This window comes from Zobellia russellii, from assembly GCF_044597075.1.
Lineage (GTDB): Bacteria > Bacteroidota > Bacteroidia > Flavobacteriales > Flavobacteriaceae > Zobellia > Zobellia russellii.
On the sequence record NZ_CP139000.1, the window covers coordinates 1845936 to 1859379 of the forward strand.

Here is a 13444-nt window from a genome sequence, read left to right on the forward strand (position 1 = left end):
TAGTTTATTTATTACGTTTTGAAACCTGTCTTTTACAGACAGGTTTCTATTTTTTCTTAAATTATACAATATTCCTGTATAAAGTTTTTATTTATGAAAACAGCCGTCCCAACCTATATACTTGTTCTTTCCACAATTCTATTGGCATTCTCTTCGTGCTCGGATAAAACATTAGACCAAAAAAACAACAAAACAACATCTCCTTTATTTGAGCAAGCCAATATAGAAAGAACCAATATCAACTTTTCAAATGAAATTAGAGAAAATGATCAATTTAATATAGTCGACTATTTTTATGTCTATAACGGAGGTGGAGTTTCAATAGGCGATTTAAACAATGATGGGCTTCCGGATATATTTTTTTCAGGTAATATGGTTAGCGATGCTTTATACATGAACCTTGATAGTCTTAAATTCAAAGACGTTACCAAAAACTTAGGCAACTATAATAATGGTTGGTCTACAGGAGCAACAATGGTAGACATTAACCATGACGGACTTCTTGATATATATGTATGCCGCTCTGGTAATTTTGAAGAAAACAAACGTAAAAACCTCCTGTTTATAAATCAAGGTGATTCTTCTTTTAAAGAACAAGCAGAAACCTATGGTTTAGCAGATAGTAGTTATAGCACCCAAGCCGTGTTTTTTGATTACGACAAAGATGGCGATCTTGATATGTATCTTTTAAACCATACCAATACCGTAAGAGACCCTAACAGCATTAAACACTTGTTGTCCAATGGCAAAGGCCCTGCTAATGACCGACTTTATAGAAATGACGAAGATAAAGGTAATGGTATAAGATTTACTGAGATAAGTAAACAAGCTGGTATTTTACTGGATGGTTTTGGTTTGGGGGTAAGCATTGCCGATGTAAATGATGATGGTTGGGAAGACATCTTTGTAACCAATGATTTTTTAGCCAACGATTACATCTATATAAATCAACAAGACGGTACTTTTAAAGAAATGGCAAAATCTTATTTAAAACATGTAAGCCATTTTAGCATGGGCAATGATGTAGCAGACTTCAACAATGATGGCCTTTTGGACCTTGTAACGGTAGATATGCGTCCTGAAGATAATTTTCATGAAAAAAAAATGTCAGGCGCCCTTAATTTTGATTTGTTTGAAAAAGCCTCATCGTTTGGCTACTTGCCCCAATATATGCGCAACACTCTTCAAATCAATAGAGGTAAAAATGCCACAACCAAAACGCAATTTTCGGAAATTGGACAACTCGCCGGGATTGATGCAACAGATTGGAGCTGGGGGCCCTTGTTTGCAGATTTTGACAATGATGGACTAAAAGATTTGTTTATAACCAATGGCTACTTAAGGGATATCACTGACCTAGACTTCATTAACTATACCAATACATTGGCCAATAGTAAAATGCGCGACAGCCTAGACCACATTTTAAAAGAAAAAGCTAAAGAAAGACCATCAATTAAAATTCCTAATTACGCTTTTAAAAATTCAGGCGGACTTACTTTTGAAAATGTCACTAACAAATGGGGGGTTGACCACCCATCACTTTCAAATGGTGCTGCCTACTCTGACCTGGATAATGACGGCGATCTTGATTTGGTCATTAATAATATAAACGATTTAGCCACAGTATACGAGAACCGATCAAACTCTATTAGTGAAAATTATTACCTAACTATAAATCTCATAGGAGACAGTTTAAATTTGGACGGTCTAGGAACAGAAGTTCGCATATATCAAGCAAGTGGAAGTCAATTAAAAAGACAATCGGTAACGAGAGGGTATCAATCCTCCGTAGATAAAACCGTGCACTTTGGGTTAGGAACCGATCCAAAAATCGATAGTATTTTAGTTGCCTGGCCAAACGGTAAAATCAATAAAATCCTAAATCCTAAAACCAATCAAAAATTAACAATTTCCATGAACTCTGGTAGTGCTATTTTAAAACTGCACTCCACAGAAAATAAGAAGATTTTTAAAGATAATACCAATAATCTAAAACTAGCTCTATCACATGGCGAAACCATTTATTATGACTTTAACAGAACCTATTTACTTCCTCATAAATTATCCGAACAAGGACCTGGCTTGGCTGTTGGCGACATAAACAATGATGGTTTTGAAGACTTTTTCATGGGAGGTGGCTACAATCATAGTGGGCGCTTATTCTTTGGTTCGAAAAGCGGTACTTTCAGCAATAAATTACTTACACCTAATGAAAAAGAAAAGTATGAAGAGGACACCGGCGTCCTTTTATTCGATTATGATAACGACAACGACCTTGATTTATATATAACCAGTGGCAGTAATGAGTTTCATGAAAACTCAAAATACTACCAAGATCGTTTATACGAAAACGACGGTCAAGGAAATTTTAAACTTACGGAAGGGGTCTTACCAACACTTTTGAGCAGTACTTCTTGTGTTAGAGCTGCAGATTTTGATAAAGATGGAGATTTAGACCTTTTTGTAGGTAGTAGACTTACTCCTTTAAAATATCCCCTACCCTCCAAAAGTTATTTATTAGTTAATGAAGGGGGTAAATTTATTGATGCTACTAACAAATTAGCTCCCGTCTTAAGAAAACCTGGTATGGTTACCGACGCCATTTGGACAGATTATGATTCGGATGGTGATTTTGACTTAATTGTGGTGGGTGAATTCATGTCCATTGAATTTTATGAAAACCATAATGGAACTTTCAGTAACAGTTCCCTAAAGACTGGACTTACCCATACTGCCGGTTGGTGGAACAGTATTAACGGTGGGGATTTTGACAATGACGGCGATATAGATTATATACTGGGTAATCTTGGACTAAATTCAAAATACAAAGCCACTTCAGAAGAACCGTTGTCCATCTACGCCTCAGACTATGATAAAAATGGCACTATAGACCCAATTATAACAACATTTAATAAAGGCAAAGAATATCCTGTACACTCACGAGACGATATTATAAAACAAATTCCTCCATTAAAGAAAAAATTTCCTGACTACGCTAGTTATGCGCAAGCAACAATAAACGAAGTTTTAACACCTCAAGAAGAAAGCAGTTCTTATAGTGCCAAAGTATTTGAATTTGCATCTTCTATCTTAATAAATAATGGCAACGGAAAGTTCGACTTAAAACCTTTACCAGAATGGGCACAAATTGCACCAGTTTATGGAATACTAATTTCAGATTTTGACGGAGATGGCAATCTAGATGTTTTACTTTCCGGTAACGATCACGGTACCGAAGTAGGAATTGGAAGATACGACGCTTCCAAAGGAACATATTTAAAAGGTACAGGAAAAGGGAATTTTATTCCTTGCGCATTTTCAGATTTAGGACTATTAATTGATGGAAACGCGCGTGGGGCGGCGGCCATAACCATCAATAATAAACAAGGGTATTTATTCGGGTCAAACAACGGTAATTTAAAATCTTATATGTTATCTGATCAAGTTAATTCTAACAAAGCACTAACCATACCCGAAAAGAGTGTAATGGCTAAAATTGTTTTAGATGACGGTAAAATAAGAATGCATGAACTCTACAATGGCTCAAGTTACCTTTCTCAATCCACAAAAAGCATTCAACTTTCTGGAAGAGAAAAATCGGTGATTTTTTCAGATAGCAAAGCACGAAAAACCGGTATTTACAATAAACCATAAAATACGCTAACAACTTATCTTACAAAATATTAAAGTCCATATCCTATCATTAAAAATCCATGTATTTACGCAATTATTTTATTAATATTAAACTGATTACAGATGAACATAGAATTAAAATTTTCAGAAGAATGAATCCTTCATTATCAATGGAAAAACTTCCTAACTTAATAAAGTATTTTATTGAGAAATACTGGTGCAAAAAACTAATAATCGTTCTGGTTTTCTGCTCCCTATGGTCATGTAATCAATCCTCCGAAAAAATTGATTTTAGTTCTCAAGTAAAACCCATTTTAAATAATAACTGTATCACTTGCCATGGTGGGGTTAAGAAAAGTGGCAATTTCAGCTTACTTTTTAAGGAAGAGGCATTTGCGGTAACGGAATCCGGCAAATCGGCAATAATTCCTGGAGATGCAAAAAACAGTTCATTTATTCAAAGATTGCATGAAGAAGACCCTGAATTGAGAATGCCTTATGAAAAACCGAAACTCACGGACGAAGAAATAGAACTGTTGACGAAATGGGTTGACCAAGGAGCCGAATGGGGGCAACACTGGGCATATACTTTACCCGAAAAGGTTGAATTGCCGCCAATCACCGAAGAAGCTGGATTAATATCATCTGAAACCAACAATTTCCTACAAAATAATATTGACCGTTTTATACTGAATAGATTAAAAAATGAAGAACTATCTCCTAATGGACCCGCTTCAAAAAACATACTTATCAGAAGACTTTCTTTTGACCTAACAGGATTGCCTCCAAGTGCCAAACTGTATGAAGAATTTACTAATGGCAAACTATCTTATGAAGAAACAGTAGATCAATTAATGGCCCAATCTACATATGGTGAAAAATGGGCCAGTTGGTGGTTAGATTTGGCAAGATATGCAGATACAAAGGGGTATGAGAAAGATCAGGGCCGTAGTATGTGGCGTTACCGGGACTGGGTTATAAAATCTCTTAATGAAGATATGCCCTATGATCAATTTACTACTGAGCAATTGGCAGGAGATTTGCTACCAAACCCATCTGTAGATCAGCTAATTGCCACAGCTTTTCATAGAAATACAATGAATAATGACGAGGGAGGCACAGACGATGAAGAATTTCGCATAGCCTCTGTTTTGGACCGTGTAAACACCACCTTCTCAGTATGGCAAAGTACCACTATGGAATGTGTACAATGCCATAGTCATACTTATGATCCTTTTAAACAAGAGGAATATTATAAGGTAATGGCATTTTTTAACAATACCAAAGATGAAGACACACCAGATGAAAGCCCCACTCTTCGTTTTTATGATGAGAAACAAATTGAACTAAAAAACAAGATTATATCGTGGATAGAAAAATATGGTTCTGAACAAGACCGAAAAAAGTACAGTGATTTCTTGACTTTTTTAGAGCCGAAATATTTAGCTCACAACGCCACAAACTTTGTTAATGGAGAACTTGCGGACACGAAATATTTGGCACTGTGGGACGATGGGTCCTGTGTGCTTAAAAATGTAAGTCCGCGCGGAGCAACATCAATGTACCTTAATCACCAAGCCTTTATGAATGGCACCACTATGACCATTAGAAAAAATAACGCTGATGGGGAAATTCTGGCACAGTTCAAAATGAACAAGACGGACGGCTACAACATTAAAAAAATAACGTTCAAGCCTATAAATGAAACTGTAGACCTTTATTTTGAAGCCAATAATGATGCAATTGGAAAACAGGTTTCTACTAGTTTCATTACCTGGTTAGCTTTTTTAAATGACGTACCAGGTTCTTCCGAGAATGGCTATGCACAAATCAACCAGTCGTTTTTAGAATTATTAAATAATAAAACCCAAGACCTACCTATTATGATAGAGAACCCTAAAGAGATGCAAAGGGTTACACAGGTCTTTGATAGAGGAAATTGGTTAGCCTTAACAGATACAGTTAAACCTGGTACTCCAAAAATTTTAAATGAATATAATGAAGAATGGCCGGCAAATAGGCTAGGACTTTCTAAGTGGTTAGTAAGCAAAGAAAACCCCTTAACCTCCCGCACCCTTGTCAATAGGGTTTGGCATCAAATTTTTGGCAGAGGTATTGTTTCTTCGCTTGAAGATATGGGTACCCAGTCTTCCCCACCAAGCCACCCCGCTCTTTTAGACTGGCTCTCACTTAGGTTCATGAATGAACAAAACTGGAGCATAAAAACTCTAATTAAGGAAATTGTAATGTCTGGCACATATAGACAGAGTTCCATTATTTCCCCAGAACTATATCAAAAGGACCCTCATAACGAACTTTACGCTCGTGGTCCAAGAATACGTTTAACTGCTGAGCAAATAAGAGATCAAGCCTTGGCGGTCTCAGGCTTATTAAGCACAAAGATGTATGGCCCCGGTGTCATGCCTCCACAACCCGATGGTGTATGGCAATCTGTTTATAGTAATGCTTCCTGGAAAGTAAGTCATGGAGAAGACAAATATAGAAGAGCTATATATACATACCTAAAACGTACAAGCCCCTACCCTTCTTTTATCACATTTGATGCCGGCAGTAGAGAAGTTTGTACTATTAGACGTACGGTGACCAACACTCCATTACAAGCACTGGTTACCTTAAACGATCCGGTTTACTTAGAGGCGGCATACGCTTTTGCAAAAGTTATGAATACCGACGATTTAGAGAAAGGCATTTCAGCAGGATTTAAAAAAGCGACACTATCAGAAATAGATCAAGGAGAATTGAAGATTCTAATGAATCTATACGAACAGGCAACAATAGAATTCAAGGCTGGTGAACACCAACAAAAGTTTCTAGGACTGGAAGAAAAACCCAGCACAAAACTTGCTGCATTAACTATTGTCGCAAATGCCATAATGAACTTAGATGAATTTTTAACCAAAGCATAAAACCTAAGGAAATACCCATTACCATGAAAACAGATATTAACAGACTCTTAGCGGAAAAGCAAAAAATAGACCTGGAAGTAAATACTCGTAGACATTTCATAAAAAAATGCGCTACCAGTATGGGTGGTTTAGCCTTAAGTTCCATTTTCATGGGATGCGACCCTTTAGGAAGTAATAAACCAAAGGTAGGACTACAATCAGGATTTACTGAACGTGACTTAAACCCTCTTGCTACTTTACCACCTCCTTTTTCCCCAAAGGTTAAAAATGTTATCTATTTGCACATGGCCGGGGCCCCATCGCAACTGGAAATGTTCGATTATAAACCCGAACTAGCAAAATTGAATAACCAAGAATGCCCACAATCGCTTCTAGAAGGAAAGAAATTTGCCTTTATCCGTGGTACACCAAAATTATTGGGGCCACAAGCCTCGTTTAAACAAGAAGGAGAAGCAGGTAACTGGGTGTCGGACAATCTGCCACATTTCAAACAAGTTGTTGATGAGGTCGCATTTTTGAAGGCTGTTCATACCGATCAATTCAATCATGGCCCGGCCCAATTGTTTATGCATACCGGCAGTGCAAGATTAGGAAGACCAAGTATTGGTTCTTGGGTTACCTATGGCCTTGGTTCGGACAATCAAAACCTTCCTGGTTTTGTAGTACTTACTTCTGGCGGGAAAGCCCCTAGTGCTGGGAAAAGTGTTTGGGGAAGTGGTTTTTTACCATCTGTATACCAAGGTGTACAATGCCGCTCAAAAGGAGACCCTGTACTTTATATAGAAGACCCAGATGGTATTTCTAGAGATTTAAAAAAGAACACCATTAAAGCGATTAACGAGATTAATAAAAAGGAATACACCAAATATGCCGACCCAGAGATTTTGGCCCGTATTAACCAATATGAAATGGCGTATAGAATGCAAATTGCAGTACCAGAGGTAATGAACATTAACAATGAACCGGACCACATTAAAGAAATGTACGGTGTAGAACCTGGTAAAGAATCATTCGCCAACAATTGCCTTTTGGCAAGAAAATTAGTAGAAGACGGCGTGCGCTTTGTACAGCTATTTGACTGGGGGTGGGATTCTCACGGTACCGGAGCGGATACTGCGGTAGATTTGGGGTTGAAAAATAAGTGCCGAGAAATAGATAGACCAATGAGTGCCTTGTTGCTAGACTTGAAACAAAGAGGACTCTTAGAAGATACTTTAGTAGTTTGGGGCGGTGAATTTGGCAGAACCCCTATGCAAGAAAACAGAGAAGGCAAAGAAATGGGCTTTAAAGGCCGTGATCACCACGGTGATGCGTTTACCATGTGGATGGCCGGCGGAGGCATTAAAAAAGGGGCGACACACGGCCAAACAGATGCAATTGGTTTTTCTGGAATAGAAGGTCGTGTATCGGTACATGATGTGCACGCCACAATTTTACATCTTCTTGGTTTTGACCATGAACAATTTACTTTTGATTTTCAGGGCAGGCCCTTTCGGTTAACCGATGTAGAAGGTAATGTAATACGCGAAATACTAGCCTAGAATTTTGAAACAGCAAATTATAACTTATGCATTTACTACATCGCCTACTTATCCTAACGCTACTCGTTTTCATTAACAATGCTTTCGGTCAAGAAATGAAAACCGTTCAATTTTTTCAAACAGATTGGGGGCGAACTATTTCTTGGGATGCTTTTTGTAAAAAGACATCAGACGCCGGGTATGACGGTATAGAAATATGGTTTCCCGGCAACCCGAAAAATCAAGAAGAACTTAAAATCGCTCTAAAAAAATATAATCTTAAAGTTGGGTTTATAAATGGCACCAACAAATCAATATCTTTTAAAGAAGGCCTCAAAAGCTTCACCAACCATTTAAAGACCCTAACCAGCTGGTCTCCAGCTTACATTAACTCCCATACAGGAAGTGATTTTTACAGCTTTGAACAGAACAAGGCTTTTATAGATGCTGCCAATAAAATTTCAAAAAACACCAATATCCCAATCTATCATGAAACCCATAGGGGTAGGTTTAGTTTTAATCTACCGGATACGAAAATCTATCTAGAACAGATACCGGAACTTAAACTCAACCTGGACATAAGTCATTGGATGGTTGTACACGAATCTTTATTAGAACAACAAAATAACGAGCTTGAATACATATTGAAGCGCACGCAACATCTTCATGCACGAGTTGGACATGCAGAAGGACCACAAGTAAACGACCCTGAAGCACCTGAATGGAAAAAAGCCTTGGACAGACACCTCGATATCTGGGAAAAAATTATTCGTGAGCATTGGAAAACGAACAAAACCTTTACAATTACCACTGAATTTGGACCTGCGGGCTATATGCCAACCCTACCCTACACCCAAGTTCCTGTAGCCGACCAATGGAAAGCAAATCTTTATATGATGGCAACCATCAAAAAACGAATGAATATTGAATAGCCCATTACTACTATGGATGTTATAAAACAACTTTTAGGAAGACTCCATCCTCTAATTGTCCACCTGCCAATTGGTTTTATCATTGCCGGGCTACTATTACAATTTTTGGACAGAAAAAAGAAAGAGTCTACGCAAGTCATCTCAACACTTTATTTATGGGGCGGATATTTTGCCGTCACAGCATGTATTACCGGCTATTTACAGTATTTGGGCGAAGGGTATGCATTTGACTCCATCAAGATACATTTATGGTCAGGTATAGCCACTGCCCTCTTTTCCTTTGTTCTGTGGGCAAGGTTAGAAGCATTTTCATTCGTTTTATTTCTTACCAGAATACCAATTCTAGTATTGTCAGGATTAATTTTCATATTGCTTTCATTTACCGGACATCAGGGTGGAAACATTACCCATGGCGAAGAATATTTGGTAGAACCATTGCCAAATTCTATAAAATCCGCTTTGGGCTACGATGTTTTTGAGGCAAAAGAAATTTTACTTACAGATGAGACCTGGGAATCGGCCATTTTGTATTCGGATATAATCGAACCTATATTGAATAATAATTGTGTAAGCTGCCACAACCCAAAAAAAGCAAAAGGTGATTTAGCATTACATACGGAGGAAGGTATTTTAACCAGCGGGGAAAACGGCCCTGTAATTGTCGCCAATCATCCTAACAAAAGTGATTTGTTCACCCGTATGGAACTCCCAAAAACAGATGATAAACACATGCCACCAGATGGAAAAAAACAGCCTTCCAAAGAAGAAATAAAATTGGTAGGTATTTGGATTGAAAAAGGGCACCCATTCAACAAAACCATTGGCGAACTGGAACTACCCAAGTTACTTTTTCAATCCTTTTTTCCTAGAACTGAAACGACAGACTATCCGGCAATTAATATTCCACCCCCCTCCTTAGATAGCGTCAAAATTATAAAGAACATGGGTATTCATATTGAGCCCATTAGTAAAAAAACAAACTTCCTAAAAGTTTCCGCCCTTAATATGCCGAGCTTTAAAAATGCTGATTTTGGACCGCTCAACTCCATAGCTCCTCAGATAGCTATACTAGACCTTGGCGGAACGCAAATAACAGATGGAATTTTTAATGACCTTACCAAATTACCTAATCTTACCATCTTAAAACTAGACAACACTATGATTACAGGTAAATCTATAGAAAACTTAAAAATCCTAAAGCACCTTAAATCCATCAATCTTTCTAATTCCAACTTTAAGGAAGCGTATCTGAATAACTTACAAAATTTCGAAAGCCTAGAGAAGGTATTCCTATTTAAACTAGGTGTTAATAAAACAGGAACTGAAATTGTCAACGAAGGCAAAACAGTTATTGAATATGGCAATTATAGTTTACCTAGTATTGAATCTGATTCAGTCATATATTAACATATTGAATTACAAACAATTGTTTAAATGAACAAAAAATAATTTGCTTCGAAAAACTTTAATTTTCAAATTTGACTATACTTTTAACTGGTTAACTAAGCCATAGATACCCCCCATTCAAAAGTTATACAGTAACTTCTGTAGTTCCATCACCAAAAGGATAGTCTAAAATTTAGAAAAAAACTTATTGCCTACAATAACTTCTTAAATATAAGTTATATATAAGCTTTAAATGTTCAGCCAAACGAATGTTTCTTATAATTTCATAGTAATTGACCCAATAAAACTATTGTTAAAAACTGAAACAGAAACACATAACCCGAAAATTACTGGTTCGAGTCCAGTCTTCGCTACTAAGATCAACTGGACTTACTACATTTGACTGGACCATGAGAAAAGAGCATGTTGACTGTCTGAATTGATTTTGAAAACATGTTAAACAAAAAGAGACTATAGAACGCAATTTAAACAAAATGCTGTCGAACTGATCTATGCTAGGGGTAACATCTCAGAGGTAGGTAAGGAACAGGGACTTAACCCTTCAGAATTGGGTCACTGGTGCAGGGAGGCAAAAAAACAGAGGGAGAACAGTTTTCCCGGAAAAGGTAATCCTAAGCTAACCGGTAAACAAAGGGAGAGAGTCAAGCTCAAGAAAAAACTGAGGGATGAGGAAATCGAGTATGATATCCTTAAAAAGGCGATAGCTGTCTTCCCCCAAGGTAACAGGAAAAATATAGGTTTATAAAACATTACTGGTTCAGATATTCTATCGGGAAGATGAGTAAAATGTTTAAGGTAATCAAAAGTGGATATTAACATTAGTTAAACCTGTGCTCTTCCAAAAGGTGGTCCGAGAACAAGGCTCTAACCGTGGTCATATTTGGTATTTTCATGGATAGCTTTAGTTACAGGGCGCGAAGAATCAGGGAAGAGCCCTTGGACAGGGGTATTGGGCCTCAAGCCCCGGAGTGGACCGGATAATGAGGACCAACTTACTGCCAAAATAAAAAGAAAGTCCTGCATAGAAATGCCGGACTTTACCCCTTAATTGTTCTTCCATTTATCTACTGCCGTTTTGTTGAATCCTTATCGTCATCAGCCTCTATTAATGGTTTATACCGATTTAAAAAGTGTTTCTGCATCGCTTCCATTCGTTCGTGCATTTCGTCAATTCTCATAAAATCTTTTCCAAAATCACTTTCAAAAAAATCATCGCTAAAGAAACGTCTGGTAAAAAGTGAATCTTCTTTAAAGAAATCACCAAACCCTTCTTGGTCAAAGTTGAAGCTTGAGAAGTTCTTATAAAATCTTGATTGCATTGACTTTAGAACACTATCACGGTCAAATGAGGCAAGCTCATCCAGATTGCTGCCAGACGAATAAGAGTAGATAGAATCATAACGAATTAAGTTTCCCGCTTCATCAAACTCCTTATTAATTTTCCAGCTACCCATAGGTGTAGATGTCGTATTTTCTTTATTTTGAGCTATGTGTTCATTTCTGCTCTCTTTCTCTTGACTATTGCAAGCCGTGCATAAGAAAGCTGCCAATAGCATCACAGTGTATTTTTTCATCTTTATAATATTTACGGTTATACAATCCTATTTTAAATATAAAAGATAAGAAAGGCCGGCATTGCCGACCTTGAATAAGCCATTTTAGGTTATGAAATTTTAATACTTCGTGGCGGTTTTTGTATAGCTTCTTCCTTTTTTGGAAGGTGAATCGTGAGTACCCCTTCTTTATAACCTGCCTTGATTTTATCTTCTTTTACCGTTTCAGGCAATGTGAAAGAACGTTTAAATGAAGAATATCCAAACTCACGTTGTATATAATTGTCATCTTTATGTTCATTACTTTCTTCAACTTCACTGGTAATTGAAAGTACCTTATTGTCAATATCAATTTCAAAGTCGGATTTTTTGAGACCTGGAACGGCCATATCCACAACGTAAGCATCTTTAGTTTCTCTAATGTTTACCTTAGGCAAGGTCATTCCTAAGTTAAAATTAGAGGTAAAAACCAAAGGAAAATCTCTATTGAACACTTCATCTATCCAAGAAGACCAACTTGGGAGGCTAAGGTTGTTATAATTTGAATTAGCAAAACCTCCATTTTTTACATTCACTAGATTACTCATAGCTTTAAAATTTTTTAGTTAAACTTCATCCAAATGTGTGTACATTAAAAGGCAAAATAAATGCCAAGTAAAATTTGTTCTGTCAAAATTTCAAAAACTGAAAAAATGACATATTACACTGATATTTAAAGAACTAAACTTTCTATAGATAATAAATAGTATTTTATAAATGCAGAAATGAAAATCTGATGTTCTACATGAATTATTTTAAAAACCGATCTAAAAAACTATTCTCCCTAGGAATAAGCAATACCATTAAGACGAACATGCTAATCAACCCTAGAAGCAAAAAGAAATTTCCATAAGGGTAGTGCCAAAGCTTTAGGGATGCCCCAAAAACAGTAGTAAAAAAACAAAACACCCCCAACCCTATTTGATATTTGGTTTTTTTCATAACAAAGCATATTAAGGGTTAAGCCGTATTTAAAGTCAATATTCGCTGCAACTCTGGCTTAAGAGTAGATTTAAATAATGTCAGAGTCAGCACTCCGCTCTTAAAGATTTGCTTTCCTATTGCATTGTATCCAGATTTGGGAAGATAGAAGTCGCAGACTAGAGGAAGTGCAAATGGCTTGCGTCCGTCATCATTGCCGATGAGCTTGAGTCTAAGCTTGTCGTTCTTGATTTCAACACTATGGTTGTTAGGCTTTAATACGGGGGAAGCGATACGAACTTGAATATATTCATCTTGCACGTTCATATCAAACTTTTCTACCCGGAAACGTTGCTGAGCACTTTCATGATTCATTGCTCGATTATCAATAGCTTGTGTTTGCATAACAGAAGATATTTAATATTAAACAATAGATTATGAAACTCACCCGTTGGTGAGCTGAAAACAAAATACTTAATTTTCTATTTACAAAAAATATACCAAATTTATTG

General features: G+C 36.9%; 8 protein-coding genes and 1 pseudogene. 6 read left to right on the top strand and 3 right to left on the bottom strand.

The genetic code is table 11. From position 1 onward, the window contains the following. Window positions 1-93 precede the first annotated feature (93 nt). From SJY45_RS07320 to SJY45_RS07345, 6 genes and pseudogenes are all read left to right on the top strand, one after another. Window positions 94-3654 carry a VCBS repeat-containing protein gene (locus SJY45_RS07320; protein WP_400073847.1) on the top strand — a complete coding sequence of 1187 codons (3561 nt, stop codon included), beginning with the start codon at window positions 94-96 and terminating at the stop codon, window positions 3652-3654. Window positions 3655-3785: 131 nt separating this feature from the next. Then, entirely contained in the window at window positions 3786-6560 is a 2775-nt protein-coding gene (locus tag SJY45_RS07325) for a PSD1 and planctomycete cytochrome C domain-containing protein (protein ID WP_400073848.1), read from the top strand. Between the two features lie 23 nt (window positions 6561-6583). Beyond that, window positions 6584-8101 carry a DUF1501 domain-containing protein gene (locus SJY45_RS07330; RefSeq protein ID WP_400073849.1) on the top strand — a complete coding sequence of 506 codons (1518 nt, stop codon included), beginning with the start codon at window positions 6584-6586 and terminating at the stop codon, window positions 8099-8101. Window positions 8102-8127: 26 nt separating this feature from the next. Continuing rightward, window positions 8128-9012, top strand: coding sequence for a sugar phosphate isomerase/epimerase family protein (locus SJY45_RS07335; protein ID WP_400073850.1), 885 nt, complete (start codon window positions 8128-8130; stop codon window positions 9010-9012). A 12-nt stretch (window positions 9013-9024) separates the two neighbouring features. Further along, entirely contained in the window at window positions 9025-10419 is a 1395-nt protein-coding gene (locus tag SJY45_RS07340) for a c-type cytochrome domain-containing protein (protein WP_400073851.1), read from the top strand. A 454-nt stretch (window positions 10420-10873) separates the two neighbouring features. Further along, window positions 10874-11164, top strand: a pseudogene (locus SJY45_RS07345) (transposase); the annotation flags it as partial. A gap of 319 nt (window positions 11165-11483) precedes the next feature. Here the strand turns inward: SJY45_RS07345 and SJY45_RS07350 are convergent. The 3 genes from SJY45_RS07350 to SJY45_RS07360 form a co-directional block, all read right to left on the bottom strand. After that, on the bottom strand, window positions 11484-11993 hold the full coding sequence (locus tag SJY45_RS07350; RefSeq protein ID WP_215440721.1) for a hypothetical protein: 510 nt from the start codon (window positions 11991-11993) through the stop codon (window positions 11484-11486). 89 nt (window positions 11994-12082) lie between these two features. Next, complete coding sequence (locus tag SJY45_RS07355; protein ID WP_215440723.1) at window positions 12083-12559, bottom strand: Hsp20/alpha crystallin family protein; 477 nt, start codon at window positions 12557-12559, stop codon at window positions 12083-12085. 412 nt (window positions 12560-12971) lie between these two features. Further along, complete coding sequence (locus SJY45_RS07360) at window positions 12972-13337, bottom strand: Hsp20/alpha crystallin family protein (RefSeq protein WP_400073852.1); 366 nt, start codon at window positions 13335-13337, stop codon at window positions 12972-12974. Window positions 13338-13444: the final 107 nt, after the last annotated feature.

Bases quoted from the DNA above. Each gene is read 5' to 3' on its own strand.
- SJY45_RS07320 (WP_400073847.1), top strand. From the start codon at position 94: ATGAAAACAGCCGTCCCAACCTATATACTTGTTCTTTCCACAATTCTA.
- SJY45_RS07325 (WP_400073848.1), top strand. From the start codon at position 3,786: ATGAATCCTTCATTATCAATGGAAAAACTTCCTAACTTAATAAAGTAT.
- SJY45_RS07330 (WP_400073849.1), top strand. From the start codon at position 6,584: ATGAAAACAGATATTAACAGACTCTTAGCGGAAAAGCAAAAAATAGAC.
- SJY45_RS07335 (WP_400073850.1), top strand. From the start codon at position 8,128: ATGCATTTACTACATCGCCTACTTATCCTAACGCTACTCGTTTTCATT.
- SJY45_RS07340 (WP_400073851.1), top strand. From the start codon at position 9,025: ATGGATGTTATAAAACAACTTTTAGGAAGACTCCATCCTCTAATTGTC.
- SJY45_RS07350 (WP_215440721.1), bottom strand. From the start codon at position 11,993: ATGAAAAAATACACTGTGATGCTATTGGCAGCTTTCTTATGCACGGCT.
- SJY45_RS07355 (WP_215440723.1), bottom strand. From the start codon at position 12,559: ATGAGTAATCTAGTGAATGTAAAAAATGGAGGTTTTGCTAATTCAAAT.
- SJY45_RS07360 (WP_400073852.1), bottom strand. From the start codon at position 13,337: ATGCAAACACAAGCTATTGATAATCGAGCAATGAATCATGAAAGTGCT.